Annotated in this window: 12 protein-coding genes and 1 pseudogene; 11 read left to right on the top strand and 2 right to left on the bottom strand. The window is 29.7% G+C overall.

The genetic code is table 11. From position 1 onward, the window contains the following. Nucleotides 1–86: 86 nt before the first annotated feature. The 3 genes from hcp to G9F72_RS23680 all read left to right on the top strand — a co-directional run bounded on the left by hcp (nucleotide 87) and on the right by G9F72_RS23680 (nucleotide 3483). Nucleotides 87–1733, top strand: a complete 1647-nt coding sequence (gene hcp, locus G9F72_RS23690) for a hydroxylamine reductase (RefSeq protein ID WP_164958017.1) — start codon at nucleotides 87–89, stop codon at nucleotides 1731–1733. Between the two features lie 251 nt (nucleotides 1734–1984). Then, the gene (locus tag G9F72_RS23685) at nucleotides 1985–2254 is read left to right on the top strand and encodes a MazG nucleotide pyrophosphohydrolase domain-containing protein (RefSeq protein WP_164958018.1); all 270 of its coding nucleotides are present in this window, start codon (nucleotides 1985–1987) and stop codon (nucleotides 2252–2254) included. A 335-nt stretch (nucleotides 2255–2589) separates the two neighbouring features. After that, nucleotides 2590–3483: an ROK family protein gene (locus G9F72_RS23680; protein ID WP_164958019.1), complete on the top strand. Its 894-nt coding sequence runs from the start codon at nucleotides 2590–2592 to the stop codon at nucleotides 3481–3483. Between the two features lie 92 nt (nucleotides 3484–3575). Here the strand turns inward: G9F72_RS23680 and G9F72_RS23675 are convergent, their stop codons facing one another. Beyond that, nucleotides 3576–4880 (bottom strand): glycoside hydrolase family 125 protein, encoded by a 1305-nt coding sequence (locus G9F72_RS23675; protein ID WP_164958020.1) that lies wholly within the window; start codon nucleotides 4878–4880, stop codon nucleotides 3576–3578. 231 nt (nucleotides 4881–5111) lie between these two features. Here G9F72_RS23675 and G9F72_RS23670 point away from each other — a divergent pair, with 231 nt between their 5' ends. Next, complete coding sequence (locus G9F72_RS23670; protein ID WP_224676326.1) at nucleotides 5112–5324, top strand: hypothetical protein; 213 nt, start codon at nucleotides 5112–5114, stop codon at nucleotides 5322–5324. Between the two features lie 50 nt (nucleotides 5325–5374). Here the strand turns inward: G9F72_RS23670 and G9F72_RS23665 are convergent. Further along, nucleotides 5375–5575, bottom strand: a pseudogene (locus G9F72_RS23665) (DUF624 domain-containing protein); the annotation flags it as partial. 286 nt (nucleotides 5576–5861) lie between these two features. Here G9F72_RS23665 and G9F72_RS23660 point away from each other — a divergent pair. From G9F72_RS23660 to G9F72_RS23630, 7 genes are all read left to right on the top strand, one after another. Next, nucleotides 5862–7604, top strand: coding sequence for a sensor histidine kinase (locus G9F72_RS23660; RefSeq protein WP_164958022.1), 1743 nt, complete (start codon nucleotides 5862–5864; stop codon nucleotides 7602–7604). Continuing rightward, the gene (locus G9F72_RS23655; protein ID WP_164958023.1) at nucleotides 7597–9114 is read left to right on the top strand and encodes a response regulator transcription factor; all 1518 of its coding nucleotides are present in this window, start codon (nucleotides 7597–7599) and stop codon (nucleotides 9112–9114) included. Before G9F72_RS23660 ends, G9F72_RS23655 begins: the two co-directional genes overlap by 8 nt. A 186-nt stretch (nucleotides 9115–9300) precedes the next feature. Next, nucleotides 9301–10260 carry an ABC transporter permease gene (locus G9F72_RS23650; RefSeq protein ID WP_164958024.1) on the top strand — a complete coding sequence of 320 codons (960 nt, stop codon included), beginning with the start codon at nucleotides 9301–9303 and terminating at the stop codon, nucleotides 10258–10260. 20 nt (nucleotides 10261–10280) lie between these two features. Beyond that, entirely contained in the window at nucleotides 10281–11249 is a 969-nt protein-coding gene (locus tag G9F72_RS23645; RefSeq protein ID WP_164958025.1) for a carbohydrate ABC transporter permease, read from the top strand. A 78-nt stretch (nucleotides 11250–11327) separates the two neighbouring features. Then, a complete protein-coding gene (locus G9F72_RS23640; protein ID WP_164958026.1) occupies nucleotides 11328–14459 on the top strand; it encodes an alpha-mannosidase in 3132 nt (1043 codons plus the stop codon). A gap of 183 nt (nucleotides 14460–14642) precedes the next feature. Continuing rightward, a complete protein-coding gene (locus G9F72_RS23635; protein WP_187356075.1) occupies nucleotides 14643–16094 on the top strand; it encodes an ABC transporter substrate-binding protein in 1452 nt (483 codons plus the stop codon). Between the two features lie 74 nt (nucleotides 16095–16168). Then, nucleotides 16169–17578, top strand: a complete 1410-nt coding sequence (locus tag G9F72_RS23630; protein WP_411955944.1) for a glycoside hydrolase family 1 protein — start codon at nucleotides 16169–16171, stop codon at nucleotides 17576–17578. Nucleotide 17579 lies beyond the last annotated feature (1 nt).

Raw genomic sequence — 17579 nt, 5'->3', positions numbered from 1 at the left:
TTACTGATTTAGTATATTAAAAAGTAAAATTAGACATAACCTAGTGCCTGAAAATAGTAATTTATAATAAATTGGAGGCGTTTTTAATGGAAGATAAAATGTTTTGCTATCAATGTGAACAAACAATAGGAGGAAAAGGATGTACCAAGGCTGGTAATTGTGGTAAAAATGCAGATATTGCTGGACTTCAGGATTTGTTGGTTTATCAACTAAAAGGAATAGGTTATTTTGGAGTAAAACTAATTGAAAAAGGTATTCACATTGATGATGAAATAGATAAATTTGTAATGGATGCATCATTTTCAACACTAACAAATACAAATTTTGATGATGAACGATTTGTTGAATATCTAAAAAAATCCCAAGAAATTAAAGATCTATTAAAAGTAATGCTCGGAAAATCTTCAAATGAAATTCCAGAAGAAGCTCAATACATATTGCCAGAATCAATGGAGGATATGCTCATAGAAGCAGAAAAAACAGGTATAATGTATAATAAGAATTTGGATGCAAATATACGTTCATTAAGACAAATGCTGATTTTTGGAATGAAAGGTATGGCCGCATACGCTCATCATGCTCATGTATTAGGATATAAGGATGAGGTGGTAAGTAAGTTCTTTTATAAGGGGTTCGCAGCAGTAATAGATGATGAACTAACAGTAGATGACTTAATTAACCTTAATATGGAGTTTGGCCAAGTAAATTTCAAATGCATTGAATTACTTGATAAAGCAAATACAGAAACATATGGAAATCCAACACCAACTGAAGTTAGTATCACCAAGAAAAAAGGCCCATTCATAGTTGTCTCAGGACATGATTTAAAAGATTTAAAAGAACTTTTAGAACAGTCTGAAGGAAAAGGAGTAAATATTTATACTCATGGTGAAATGCTTCCTGCACATGGATATCCTCAGTTAAAGAAATATAAGCACTTAGTGGGAAATTTTGGCGGGGCATGGCAAGACCAACAACAGGAGTTTGATAAGATACCAGGCACAATACTAATGACCACAAACTGTTTGCAGAAACCAAGAGAATCTTACGACGATAGAATATATACAACAAGTATCGTTGGTTGGCCTGAGATAACACACATTCACGAAGTGAATGGTAAGAAGGATTTCTCACTAATTATAAATAAAGCATTACAACTAGGTGGTTTTCCAGAAGATGAAGCAGAAAAGAAGATTATCGTTGGGTTTGGGCATGATGCAGTTTTAAGTAATGCGGGTAAGATTGTGGAGGCTGTTAAAAATGGAGCGATAAAACACTTTTTCTTAATTGGAGGCTGTGATGGTGCAAGGCCAGGAAGAAACTATTTTACTGAATTTGCTGAAAAAACTCCAAAGGATACTATTATTTTAACACTTGCTTGTGGTAAATATAGATTTAATAAGAAGGAGTTTGGTAAGATCGGAGAATTTCCAAGATTACTTGACGTTGGGCAATGTAATGATTCTTATGGAGCAATTAAAATTGCATTGGCTCTTGCAGATGCCTTTAAATGTGGGGTAAATGACCTACCGCTTTCAATAATATTATCCTGGTATGAACAGAAAGCAGTATGTGTATTAATTACTTTATTATCACTTGGAATAAAAGATATTTATCTTGGACCAACTCTACCTGCTTTTATATCACCAGAAGTTCTTCAAGTATTGATTGATAAGTTCAATATTAAACCAATATCTACACCAGATGAAGATTTAAAAACGATATTGGGGTAATATGGAAAATTTAAACTAGGGCAATATAGCTTTTAATGAAGCTATATTGCCCTTTCTTAATATAGATTAATATCTTCTTTTTTTTTGTCTGATTTGGACTATTTCTAAAGTTAATTCACAGATTTTTATACTAGGATTTTGGAGCTATTGGTGATGATGTGGTAAAATATAGAAGGCATTATGCTTTATGATCAACATGAATTAAACTTATTATAAAAATTGTAATTTAAAATGCAAAAGGAGAGTGTTGAATGGCTGGTAAAGTAGATTTATCAATATCAGAAATGTTAGAGATGTCCCATAAGTTATGGGAAAAACACAAAGATACCTGGAGTCCAATGGAACCTACGCATGGCAAAATTTCCATTCTTTATATGATTGAAGAAATTGGAGAAGCAATTGCAATAATAAAGAAGAAAACAGAAGATGGAATTATGAATGACCCAAAGATAAGAGAAAGATTTATTGAAGAACTAGGCGATGTGTTAATGTATTATTCAGATACATTAAACAGATTTTAAATTACTCCGGAAGAATTTTCAAGTACATACATTAAAAAATTTGAGAGTAATATGGAGAGAGATTATGAAGGACAGTATAAGAAAAAGTAGGATAGTAGCTCCCGCGCTTGGGCCGGAGCTACTATCTTCATAATGTCTGGGTAGTTGTGCTTACTTTATAAGTGTAGAGTTTGTACAATGAAAGTATAATTTATACACTACAAACTAAATAAAATAAAACCTATAATAGATAATGTAAACGATATGTGTGATAAATAGTTAAATATATTTATCAAAAATATGTGAATAGACAAAATGGCATAATAAATATTTAAAAGATATGAGGGGAAATCAAAATGAAAAATTATATTGCTTTTGATATCGGAGGATCTTCTGTTAAATTTGGAATTATAAATGAACAAGGAGAAATATTAGATAAAGGAGCATTTGAAACACCAAAAGAAGAATTGGATATGATTTTTACAAAAATGGTTGAGGTTGTAGATACATACAAAAAGTATATGAAATTAGAGGGGATAGCATTAAGTTGCCCAGGAGCTGTTAATAATGAAGAAGGTGTAATATACGGAGCATCAGCAGTACCATATATTCATGGGCCTAATTTTAGAAACATATTAAAAGCAGCTACAGATTTAGATGTTGCTATGGAAAATGACGCTAACTGTGCGGCTTTAGCAGAAGTTTGGAAGGGCGCCGCAAAGGATAACCACAATGTACTATTTTTAATATGTGGGACAGGCATTGGGGGGGCAATTATAAAAGATAGGAAATTGCATTTAGGAGTTAACCTACATGGTGGAGAGTTTGGATATATGATAATGGAAAGCGATATGGAAAAGGGAACTGTTAGAAATTATAGTGAAGTTGCATCTACATTCTCTATTGTTAGAAGAGTGGCTGAATACAAAAATATAGCTACTAGTAAAATTGATGGAAAGAAGATATTTGATATGGCAAAAGAAGGGGATAAAGATTGTCTAAGAGCAATTGATAAATTCTATTATAAATTAGCACTGGGAATATTTAATTTACAATACGTATATGACCCAGAAGTAATTGTTATTGGCGGAGCTATAAGTGCTAGAGAAGACTTGGTCCATTGTATAAACACAAAATTAGAAATTATACTAAAGCAAGCAGAAATTACTAAGATAATGCCAAATGTTAAAAAATGTGTTTATTCAAATGATGCTAATTTAATAGGTGCAGTATATAACTTTATAAACTAATTGTTAAAAGCTAGATTGGATAAATTTTATCCAATCTAGCTTTTAATTATATAAGAGCATTTTAAATTAGTCCATATTTATTTTTATATGGCTTATAGTTTTATTTTTTTCTCTATTATAGCATCGTATATGAAGTGAGCAAATAGTGAGTTAGACCAAGCAAACCAATCTCTTGTGAATTTTTTTGGATCATTACAGTGGAATCCTTCATGCATGAAACCAGTTCCTGCATCAGTGCATATTAAAGTGCTTATTAAATCTTTTATTTCATCAGTGTTATTAGTTGTAAGCCCACTCATTGAAAGAGCTATATGCCATATATATTCAGGGGGAGTGTGTGGACTACCTATGCCTTGGGCAGCTGTACCTTCATAGTAGAATGGATTGTTTTTACTTAATATGAACTTTCTTGTGTTTTGATAAATTTCATCATCAATTCCTCTAAATTCTAAGTACGGAATTGACAAAAGACTTGGAACATTAGCATCATCCATAAAGTTAAAGCTACCTAAGCCATCAACTTCGTAAGCGTAGATATCTCCAAATTCTTCATTGTGAACTATACCAAATTTTTCTATACCTTCTTCAATTTGAAGTCTTAGTGTGGTAGCTCTTTCTTTAAGCATAGAATCACTATATATAACTTCAGAAATTTCTTCTATATATCTTAAGGCTACAGTAGCGAACATGTTTGCTGGAACTAAGTATCCATATTGGCAAGCATCATCACTAGGCCTAAAACCAGACCAAGTCATACCAGTAAATCCAACAGGGTTTCCCAGGCCGCTATTGCATAGAGTATCAGTTGGAGAGCAATTTAGTCTTTGGAATGAGTAATCAGATTTTTCAAAGTGGTTTTGCTCAGTTTTCCATAAATCAATAATGATATTGAAAACATTTTTTATTTTATTATCAAAGAAAGAGGCATCCCCCGATTGTTTCCAATATTTGTGTATAAGTCTAACTGGGTAACATAATGAATCTATTTCATATTTTCTTTCCCAAACCCAAGGACTGTCCTTTGTTAAATCATTATCCCACTTTTTACCGTTAGCTTCTTTGTTAAAAGCATTTGCATAAGGATCTATAAGAATATATTTCATTTGTCTTTTTATTAATCCTGTAAAGATACATTTAAGTTCGGCGTGCTCCTTAACAAAAGGTAGATAGTGTTCTACTTGAGATGTGGAATCACGAAGCCACATAGCAGGAATGTCCCCTGTTATTACAAATGCATCATCGCCTGCAACATCAACTGTAGTTTCTATTGTATTAATAAAACAATTTAAAAAAATTGTTCTAAGATTTTCATTTTCGATATACCTAGATAAGTCTTGTCCTATTTTCCTTACTGTAGATTTAATAACCTCTAATTCAGTGTTTGCTATAGTATTCATAAAAGTCCTCCTAAAATAATAGTTTCTATAAGTTTGTTTATTAGATTATAAAATTAAAAGCCTGGATTATGATATTTAAAATTAATCATAATCTAGACTTACTATTTTGAGTAAGATGTTTCAAGTTCAAGAAGTAATGATTTATTAGCGAAGCTAAGTGAAAATGCAAATAAACTTGAAATAAATAATATTATTGTACTGGGAGCAATTTCAAATAAAGCAAGTAAAACTATGAATATTAATGTATTGGATAGAGTAAGGATTGGTCTTGTAAATGCTAGAATAAGTGAAGCTCTAATAATATCCATATTTTTCATGGAAAATCTACTTATTAATATGTATATATATGGTGTTATTAATAAAGTAAGAATTGTTAGTGATGCAAATAAGCATGTTAACACTAAGCTATACTTTGCAGTAGAAAAGAATTTCATATTAGAATAAAGTATAAATACTACTATTAATTCACAACACCATAAAAAAGCGGATTGTCTAAAGTTTAATTTTAAACCTTTAATAAAATCTTTTATAATATGTAGATCCTTATTTCTAATTAATTTACCCATGCAGTATAATAATGTTGTTAATGCTGGACCAACGGGAATAAGGCATATTAAAAATAAAGGGAAGGATGAAAAAGTATTGCTTATGCCTATAAACAAAAGGAATGAAACAATTGGTATGTTGAGGATCATAAAAAATAGATTTAATAAAAAGAACCAAAATATATAATTAAATATATCTAAAATTCTGTCTAAGCTGAAAATTTCCCACATAAATAAATCCTCCTCTGTAAAGGTTTGTTTTTATTATAATATAAATAGTATGAAGATTCAAAGTTTTGTAGTAGAACTGCATAGTATTCTAGAATAAGTTCAGTAAAACAATAAAATATCAAGTGCAGAAAACTTTTCATAAAATTAAAAGTATGTTTAAATATACCTGTGAGCATAAATACATAAGGATGAGGGGACTGAGTAAATGCGTATAAAAAAATCAATGATATATAAAAGAATATTTAGTATTAACATGCTAATGATATTTTTTTTACTAGCAAGCTTAGATATATATTTTATAAAAAAAGAAGTATCTAATATTAAAGAAAATAGTTTATATATAAATGCAAAAGTCGCCTATGATGTAAATGAAGAAATAAATAACATAAATAACAGTACAAATTCAATAATAAAAAATATGTATAATGATAATTATATTATTAATGATGTAGTAAACTTTTTAAATATGGATGGAGTATCGTATTTAAAATATAAATTAGATAGGTTTTCGAGTAGCAAGGACTATTTTTATAAAGGTGTTGAAAGCTTTACCAGGTCTTCATTTAATATAAATGACTCTTTGAGTAATATTTCATTTGTTAGTTATAGTAGAGCAGAAACAAGCTCATTTAATAGGCTAAATCAAATAAAAGTAAAAAAAAATAAAATGGATAAGTTAGGCGAAAATTATAATTTTTCTAGTATTGTATGTGAAAAAAATATTATAAGTTATATTAGAGAGATAAGAGATCCGGAAACTCTTCAGTCTAAAGGTGAAATAATATGTACATATGATTTAGATAGATTGAAAAATATTGTTAATAAGTATGAAGAAAAATATCAAGTTATGGTTTTAGATAATAGTGGATATGTTGTGTACGATTCCAATAATGAATATGAATATCGAAAGTATCCTTACTTTTCGAAAGTAATGAAAGATGGACAAGAGGTTCAATTAGATAAGAATTATTATATAAATAAAGCTTTGAATGCATCAACATTAGTAACTATAGTGAAAACTCCAAAAGTGAAAATCACAGACTTACCAGGCAAATTTTTTAGCTCCTTATTTTTAATAAACATTTTACTTTTTATAATAGTAGAAAGGGTTCTTCATATAAAGCTTAACAAACTTAGTGATAGAATGGATGCCATACTAATGGCAATGGGAAAAGTTAAGAATGGAGAACTGGATATTTCAATTCCTATAACTAAGGAAAATGATGAAATCAATTATATTTCCCAGAATTTTAATGACATGTGTAAAAGTCTAAACCAATATATTGAAAAAAGCTATTTAGCAGAGCTAAATCAAAAAAATGCTGAAATGGTAGCACTTCAAAATCAGATTAATCCACATTTTTTATATAACACATTAGAATCTATAAGAATGAAAGCTATTTGTAATGGAGATAAAGAAGTGGGCAAAATGATATATACATTAGCATTTTTATTTAGAAAGCAAGTAAAAGAAAAAAATATTATAACTGTTAAAAGTGAATTAGAATATTGTGAGAAATACTTAGAAATATTTAAATTTAGGTTTGACGATAAATTTGAGTATAGTGTGGATTGTGAGGAGGAACTTTTAGATAAAGAAATAATTAAATTTACTCTTCAGCCACTTATAGAGAATTATTTTTTTCATGGAATAAGTCTTGAGAATAATGACAACAAGCTAAGCATACAAGTAAGAAGAGAAAATGAAGATATGATTATATATATAGTGGATAACGGTAATGGGATATCAAAAGAAAGAATTAAAAGTTTAAATGATATGTTAGAAAAAAGAATTAATTTAGACGAATCTATAGGACTTTTAAATGCACATGAAAGAATTACAATAAAATACGGAAAAAATTATGGAATAAAATTAATTGAAAATAAAGATAAAGGGATAATGGTTGTTGTAAAACTTCCATGCAAGGAGGCAGATAAAGATGTATAAGGTTATGTTGGTAGATGATGAGAATTTAATAGTACAAGGTTTATTAAATATAATTGAATGGGATAAGCTCGGATTAGAAGTGACAGAAACTGCCGATAATGCAATAAGTGCAATAGAAATGTTTGAAAAAAAACCTGTTAATATTGTAATTACGGATATAAATATGCCTAAAGTAACAGGGCTTGAGCTTATAAAGAAAATTAGATCCATAGATGAACAGGTTAAGTTTATAATACTAAGCGGATATGATGAATTTTCATATGCTAAGACGGCTATAGAGTATGGGGTAGAAAATTATATATTAAAACCAATTAATGAAGATGAGTTACAACAAGCATTAATAAAAATTGTAGATACTATGCATAGAGAAAAAGAAAAACAAAGTAGGCTACTCTCTAAAAATAGAAAACTAATTCAATTTATAAATGGTAAGATAGATAAGAGTGAATTGTGTAAAATACAGCAGGTTATAAATATAGGATTAAATGAAAAAAGATATACAGTAAGTAGCATAACTATTGCTCAAAAGGGTAATAAAGAAAGTAGTAACATAAATGATATCATTGAGAGAAATACTTATGGTAAATGTGAAATTATACGAAACTACGATGGACAAGTAATAATAATAAATCCATGGAATGAAAATAGTACCAAGGAAGATGTTATGAATTATTTTTATTGTATAAAGGATAAATTATTGGAAGAACTTGATACTGATATTTTTATTGGAGTAGGAGATTTAGTGGATAGTATAGATAAATTAAAAGAAAGTTATAATGTTGCAAATAAGCTTAAAAAGTATATTTTAACCGAAGGTTTTAATATATGCTTATGTAAGGAAGATATTAGTAAAATAAAAGATAATAAAAGAAGTTTTACCAAAGAAATAGAACTAATAAATAAGTTAATAATAGAAAAAAACAATGGGAAATTACAAGATTATATAATAGAGTTATTTGATGATTGTAGATTAACGCCTAAAAATATATATGATCTATCAATAAAGATAATATTCCTTACAGATAAGATATCAGAAGAGTTTGAAATTGATACCAAATATAGTAAAGATAGCCTCAGCAATACTATAGTAGAACTTTGTAATGAAAGTACTAGAGATAATGTAAAGGCGTTTCTAATTCGTGAACTTGAAGAGCTTGGAAGGTTAATGAATATAAACACAATTAAATATAGCCCGGTTATTCAGCAAATTATAAACAGTGTTAATGAAAAATATTACGAGGAGCTTAGTTTAAAAACACTTGCTTATCAATATAATATAAACAGTTCATATTTAGGCCAAATATTTACAAAAGAGATAGGGGTTTCTTTCTCGGAATATTTAAATAGGACTAAGAACATGAAGGCTAAAGAGCTAATATTAAATACTAATATGAAAATAAATGATATTGCTAAAGCTGTAGGGTTCTCGGATACAAGTTATTTTTATAGAAAATTCAAGAAGTATTATGGGGTGTGCCCATCAACTTTAAGAGAAATAAAAAATTACTAAATAAAACTCTCCACAATTAAAGAATTATAACTTTAATTGTGAAGAGTTTTAAGCATTTATAGAATGAAAAATAATAAATATCTAATTTATACACTAAAACTAAAGAAAATCAACTTTAAAATCAACTAGTAAATATGATATAGTTTATACATGGAAACAAACGTTTACAAGGGAGTGTGCGATAGCATGAATAAGGATGTAAATATAAATAAGAATAATCGAAGGTTAAGATTTAAGAAATTAAAAGAAAATAAGGAACTTCTAATTTTAATAATTCCAGGAGCACTTTGGTTTTTAATATTTGCATATTTACCAATGTTTGGGGTTGTGGTAGCTTTTAAGAATTGGAAAATAAATGGCGGATTTTTACAAAGCTTACTAACTAGTAAGTGGGTAGGATTTGATAACTTCAAATTCTTATTCCAAAGTAGTGATGCATGGCTTATAACCAGGAATACAGTTGCATATAACCTTGTATTCATAATACTTGGACTAGCACTTCCAGTAACATTAGCTATATTATTAAAAGAAGTTTTAAATAAAAGAGCAGCAAAGTTTTATCAAAGTGCAATGTTCCTACCTTACTTCTTATCATGGGTTGTAGTAAGTTATTTCTTATATACATTCTTAAGCCCAAGACAAGGGCTAGCAAATGGAATATTAAAAAGTTTAGGACTGAACCCAGTATCATGGTACACCCAATCCAAATATTGGCCACCAATAATAATATTTATGAGTCAATGGAAGGCTGTAGGTTATGGAACAGTTATTTATCTAGCAGCAATATGTGGTATAGATAAAACATATTACGAAGCAGCTATGATCGATGGCGCTACTAAGTGGCAACAAATAAAGTTTATAACAGTTCCATTATTAAAACCAATATTAATAATAATGTTTATAACTTCAATTGGAGGAATGTTTAGAGGGGATATGGGATTATTCTATCAACTGCCTAAAAATTCAGGGGCCTTATTCCCTGTAACAAATGTTATAGATACTTACGTATATAGAGGTTTAATGAACTTAGGTAACATAGGAATGAGTTCAGCAGCAGGATTATATCAATCAGTAGTAGGATTAATATTAATACTAGTAACAAACGGTATAGTTAGAAAGGTTGATAATGACAATGCATTCTTCTAGAATGAAAGGTGGCGCATGGGATGTTAAAGATATCAAATAAAAAAACATTATTCATAAATAAAAGAAAAGATAAAGAGCCATTAGAAGAGATAAATAGATTTAATTGTATATCAAAAAAGACAAATATAGGATTTAATATATTCTTTTCTATATTAGCAGCTATGGCTATAATACCGTTTGTATTTGTTTTAATAATTTCATTAACAAGTGAGCAGTCACTTAAAATGCACGGGTATCAGTTTTGGCCAAAGGAGTGGAGTTTAGATGCTTATAAATATATTTTCACATCAGGTAATCAAATAACTAGAGCATATGGAATAACTATAATAGTAACTGTAGCAGGAACATTACTGGGCCTTGCAATAATGTCAACATATGCATATGCACTATCAAGAAAGAGTTTTATTTATAGAAAATTCTTTACAAAGTTAATATTCATACCAATGTTATTCTCAGGTGGTATGGTTGCGTCTTACTTGGTAGTTACAAAATGTTTAGGATTAAAGGACAATATATTAGCGCTTATACTTCCTATATGTGTAAGTTCATTTAATATAATAGTGCTTAGAACATTTTTCAAAACAACAGTTCCAGATGCAATTATAGAAGCAGCAAAAATTGATGGAGCCTCGGAGTGGGTAACATTTTTAAAAGTAGTTTTACCTATATCTATACCTGGTATAGCAACTATAGGATTATTCTTAACACTTGGGTTTTGGAATGACTGGTTTAATGCTATGTTATACATTGACAGCAATAGCTTAATACCACTACAGTATCTGCTTGTAAGAATTGAAACTTCAATGGAATTTTTAACTAATAATGCAGCCACTATGGGGACAGGAGCAATAGAAGCAGCTAGTAGAATGCCAAAAGAAACAGCTAAAATGGCTATAGTAGTAATAACCACATTACCAATTCTATTTGCCTATCCTTTCTTCCAAAAATATTTTGTTGGTGGATTAACTATCGGAGCGGTAAAAGAGTAGTATAAATTAATAATAGCAAACTAAATTATAAAAATAGTAAAAACAGTAAAAATAATAACAGTATAAGAGGTGCATAATATGTATTATTTATTAGAAAGAATAGAAAAGACTTGTGGAGAAATAGCAAAGCATGTATATAGAGATAGCGTTAATCTTGAAAACTATATGTATATAGATGGAAATTATCATGATATAGATGGAATTAAAAAGGCACCAGTAGATGGATGGAGAGAATTTAAAACAGAGGATCTTTGGGGTGGGAAGGATTGTCATGGTTGGTTTAAATGTCAAGTAGAAGTTCCAGAAAACTTTCATGGAGAAACTATAGCATTAAACTTTCATACTTTTGATGAAGGATGGGATGCAACAAACCCACAATTTAGTATATATGTTAATGGAGAACAAATACAAGGGCTTGATATAAATCATAGAGAAGTTATATTAACTCACAATGCAATTTCTGGAACAGTGTATGAAATAGATTTATATGCATATGCAGGAATGCTTGCAGATAAGAAAGCTACATTATATGGTAAATTAGTAGTAGTAGATATGGCTGCAAGAGAACTATACTTTAACTTAAAAGTACCTGTAGGAGTTTGCAGGGAGTTAGATAAAGAAGATAAAAATAGAATAGATATGATAACAGTTTTAAATGATGCTATAAATTTACTTGATTTGAGAAGACCAAAATCAAAGGAATATGATGAAAGTGTAACAGTTGTTAATGATTATTTAAATGAAAAGTTTTACGGTGCATTATGTGGGCATGAGGATGTAATTGCTACCTGTGTTGGACATACTCATATAGATGTTGCTTGGTTATGGACAGTTGCACAAACAAGAGAAAAGGTTGAAAGGAGTTTTTCAACAGTTCTTAAATTAATGGAAGAGTATCCAGAGTATGTGTTTATGTCATCACAACCACAACTTTATAAATTTTTAAAAGAAGATCATCCAAAACTTTATGAAAAAGTTAAAGCAAAAATTACGCAGGGAGTTTGGGAACCAGAAGGTGCTATGTGGCTTGAAGCTGATTGTAATGTAACATCAGGAGAGTCGTTAGTAAGACAAATATTACATGGCAAAAGATTCTTTAAAGAAGAGTTTAATGTTGATAGTGAAGTGCTTTGGTTACCAGATGTGTTTGGTTATTCAGCAGCACTACCTCAAATATTAAAGAAATCGGATGTAAACTACTTTATGACAACAAAAATAGCTTGGAATCAATTTAATAAAATTCCAAATGACACATTTATGTGGCAGGGAATTGATGGAACAGAGGTATTAACTCATTTCATAACTACAACTGGACCTGGGCAAGATAAAGAATCTCACTTCACAACTTATAATGGACATATTCAACCAGATGCAATAATGGGATCTTGGAGAAGATACCAAAACAAAAACATAAATAATGATGTTTTAGTTTCATTTGGATGGGGAGATGGTGGTGGTGGTGCCACTTTGGAAATGCTAGAAAACGGAAGAAGACTCGCTAAAGGTATTCCTGGAGCTCCAAGAGTTAAAATGGGAACATCATTGGATTATTTTAAGAGATTAGAAGAAAAAGCTTGCGATAACAAGAAGTTACCAAAGTGGGTTGGAGAATTATATCTTGAATACCATAGAGGAACATATACTTCAATGGCTAGAAACAAGAGAGATAATAGAGCTTGTGAAAATATATATACAGCAGCAGAAAAGGTGAATTCATTAGCAATGTTACTTGGAAAGAATTATCCGTATAATAGCATAAGAGATTCATGGGAAACAGTTTTATTAAATCAATTCCATGATATAATACCGGGTTCTTCAATTAAGGAAGTTTATGATGTAACTGAAGTTGAATATAAAACTTTGCTTAAAAATGGTAATAAATTAATTAATGAAGGTTTAAAATATATAGCTTCTAAAATAAATATAAAAGATAGAAGTGTGGTAGTAGCAAATACCTTAGGATTTGAAAGAAATGATATAGCTACATTTGATGTACCAGAAGATATAACTAGGCCCGCGATAGTAGATAATAATGGAGTAGAAATAGTATGCCAAAGAATAGAAGATAACAAGGCAATATTCTTTGCAAACAGTATTCCAGCTAATGGACATAAAACATTCAAAATAGTTGAAGCTACTATAGCTTACGAAGAAAAAGTGAGCCTAAGTATTAGTGAAGGAGAAAACAAGTTCTTTACAATTAAATTTGATGATAAGGGACAAATAATATCCTTCATTGATAAAGCAGCAAAAAGAGAAATATTAAAGAATGGAGCTATAGGAAATGAAATTCAAGCATTTGAAGATAAACCTATGTGCTTTGATAACTGGGATATAGATATATATTATAAAGAAAAAATGTGGAAAATAGATGATGTTCAAGGTATTGAGATTATAGAAGAAGGACCAGTAAGGAGTACTTTGCAAATTAAAAGAAAGTTCTTAGAATCAATTATTATACAGAAGATTTATGTCTATAGTGACCTTGGAAGAATAGATTTTGACACATACATTGATTGGAAAGAACAAGATATATTGTTAAAGGCAGCATTCCCAATTGATACAAATGCTGCAGAAGCAACTTATGAAATACAATATGGAAATGTTACTAGACCAACGCATAACAATACTTCATGGGAAATTGCCAGCTTTGAAGTTTGCGGACACAAATGGGCAGACATTTCAGAAGGTGATTTTGGAGTATCAATACTTAACAATAGTAAATATGGACACGATATTAAAGATGGTAATATGAGATTGACATTACTTAAATCAAGTTCAGATCCAAACCCAGCCGCTGATAAAGAAGAACATTACTTCACTTATTCACTATACACTCATGTTGGAACTTGGAAAGAGGCAGATACAGCTCAAAGAGCATACGAATTAAATATACCACTATATACGGTGGTTGAAGAAGCTCATGCAGGGAAATTAGAAGAAAAAGTAAGCTTAGTTAATGTAAATAAAAGCAATATTATTATAGAAGTTGTTAAAAAGGCTGAAGATACAGATCACTTAATAGTAAGACTGTACGAATTTCATAACAAAAGAACAAATGCTACATTAGAATTCTTTAAAGATATTGAAGAAATATGTGAATGCAATTTAATGGAAAGAGATTTAGAAACTATTTCTGAAACCGGAAATAAAATTGACTTTACAATTAAGCCATATGAAATAAAGACATTCAAAGTTAAGCTAAAGTAAAAATATAACAACTAGTAGGTAGTTCATATTGTCTTAATAATATTTTTATAATTATTAAGATAATATGAAATTAATGAGCGAACTAATTAGAATAAGTCAACTAAACATTGAAAAAGTTCACTATAAAAACATAAAAATATGGCTTATAATCATCTTGTAAACGTTTTTTAACATCAAAAATGAATGGGGGGACTAAAAATGAAAATGAAAAAAATATTAGCTTTAGCAGCTTGTGCAATACTATCAACAAGTATATTTGCTGGTTGTAGTGGATCTTCTTCACAAAGTAAAAATAATGAACCTGTTAAACTGAAGTGGTATACAATTGGTTCAGAGCCTAAGGATATAAAATTAGTAGAAGCTGAGGCAAATAAATATTTATTGAAGAAGATGAATGCAACTATTGACATGCAGTTTATAGATTACGGAGATTACACTCAAAAATTAGGAGTTACAATAAACTCAGGGGAAAACTTTGATTTAGCATTTACATGCTCCTGGGCTGGAGATTATTCAGGTAATGCTGTAAAGGGTGGCTTCTTAGAATTAAACGATTATTTAAAAACAACAGGTAAGGGTATGAATGATGCTATAGACAAAAGATTTTGGGATGGAGCAACTATTAATGGTAAAATATACGGAGTACCTAACCAAAAGGAAATATCAACAGCACCAATGTGGGTATTTACTAAAGAATATATAGATAAGTACAAGATACCTTATGAAAAACTTCATACATTACAAGATTTAGAACCTTGGTTAAAAATTATAAAAGAAAAGGAACCAGATGTAGTGCCATTATATATAACTAAAGGGTTCTCAGGGCCACAATACTTTGATCAATTAGTTGACCCAGTTGGAGTGGAATATGGAGATAGTAGTTTAACTATAAAGAATATGTTTGAAACAGATAAAATGAAGAGTGACTTAGAAACTTTAAGAAAATACTATAAATTAGGATATATAAACGCAGATTCAGCTACAGCGCAAGATGATAAAGCAGTTAAGAGATTTACAACAAAAGGGGATGGGCAACCTTTTGCAGAAAAACTTTGGTCTAAGGACTTAAATTATGAAGTAGTAGCTACACCAATAATGGATTCATATATAACAAATGGATCAACAACAGGATCAATGATAGCTGTATCAAGTAATTCTAAAAACAAAGAAAAATCAGTTGAATTCTTAAACCTTTTAAATACTGATAAATATTTAAGAAACTTAATAAATTATGGTATTGAAGGTACTCACTATACAAAAATGGGCGAAGGCCAAATTAAAATAATAGAAGCAAACAGAAAAAAATACGAAATTGGATATTACACAGTAGGAAACCTATTTATTACAGACGTTTTAAGTAATGAGCCAAAAGACAAATGGGATATATTTAGAAAATTTAATGATGCAGCAAAAAGTTCACCAGCTTTAGGATTTAAATTTGATAGATCAGGAGTAAGTAATGAAATAGCAGCTGTAAATAATGTTTTAGAAGAATTTAAAGCAACACTATATAGTGGTTCAGTTGATATTGATGAATACTTACCAAAATTAAACAGCAAGTTAAAAGAACAAGGCATAGATAAAATTATAAAAGAAATGCAAAAACAAATAGATGAATGGAAGAAAACTAAGTAAAAATATAGGAACAGAAAACAAACTCTATGTATTTACATAGAGTTTGTTTTTATGAAATAGGAGTGGCTATGCATATGAAACAATTAAAAGCTATGAATAATATTTTCCCCAAGGATTTTTGGTGGGGCGCTGCAACATCAGGTCCACAGTCAGAAGGTAGATTTAATAAAGCACATAAGAATGTATTTGATTATTGGTTTGATATAGCACCAGATAAATTTTTTGAGAAGGTTGGACCAAATGTAGCATCAAACTTTTATAATAGTTACGGATCAGATTTAGAAATGTTAAAACAAATAGGATTAAACTCTTTTAGAACTTCAATCCAGTGGACAAGACTTATAAAAGATTTAGAAACTTGTGAAGTAGATGAGGATGGAGTTAGATTCTATAATGATGTAATAGACAAGTGTTTAAGTCTTGGAATTACGCCCATTATGAACTTACATCATTTTGATTTACCTGTAGAATTATATGAAAAATATAGTGGATGGGAATCAAAACATGTTGTAGATTTATTTGCTAAGTTTGCAAGAAAAGCATTTGAACTGTTTAGTGATAGAGTTAAGCATTGGGCAACATTCAACGAACCTATAGTTATAATTGAAGGACAATATTTATATAAGCACCATTACCCACAAGTTGTGGATGGCAGAAGAGCAGTACAAGCTTCTTATAATTTAGCTTTAGCTTCAGCTAAGGCAATTAAAGAATTTAAAGAGCTTGGATGTCATAAGCATGGTGGAAAAATATGTACAATATTAAATCTTACACCATCATATCCAAGAAGTAATTCTGATGAAGATTTAAAAGCATCAAATATTGCAGATATGTTCTTTAATAGAATGTTTTTAGACCCAGCTGTACATGGAACTTTCCCAGAAGAATTAGTGGAGATATTTAAAAATGATGAAATTATGTGGAAATGTACAGAAGAGGAAAATAATATAATAAAAGAAAATACAGTAGATTACCTAGGCGTTAACTACTATCAACCATCACGTATAATGGCAAGAGAAACTGAATTTGACACAAGTAATGGATGGATGCCAGAAAAATACTTTGAAAGGTATGATATGCCAGGAAAAAGAATGAATCCTTATAGAGGATGGGAAATATACCCCGAGGCTATGTATGATGTGGCAATTAATATAAGGGATAATTATAAAAATATACCTTGGTATGTTTCAGAAAATGGGATGGGTGTGGAAGGAGAATCTAGATTTAAGAATGCTGAAGGCATCATAGAAGATGATTACAGAATAGAGTTTATTAGAGAACATTTACAGTGGTTGCATAGTGGAATTGAGGATGGGACAAACTGCTTTGGATATCATTTATGGACGCCAATTGATTGTTGGTCATGGAATAATGCATACAAAAATAGATATGGTTTCATATCTTTAGATTTAGAAGCACAAGTGAAAACTATTAAAAAATCAGGATACTGGATGAAAGAAATTTCAAAAAATAACGGTTTCTAAT

The organism is Clostridium estertheticum, assembly GCF_011065935.2.
Taxonomy (GTDB): Bacteria; Bacillota; Clostridia; order Clostridiales; family Clostridiaceae; genus Clostridium_AD; species Clostridium_AD estertheticum_A.
Note: the sequence above shows the minus strand (reverse complement) of the source record. Positions and strands in the feature narration are given on the sequence as shown.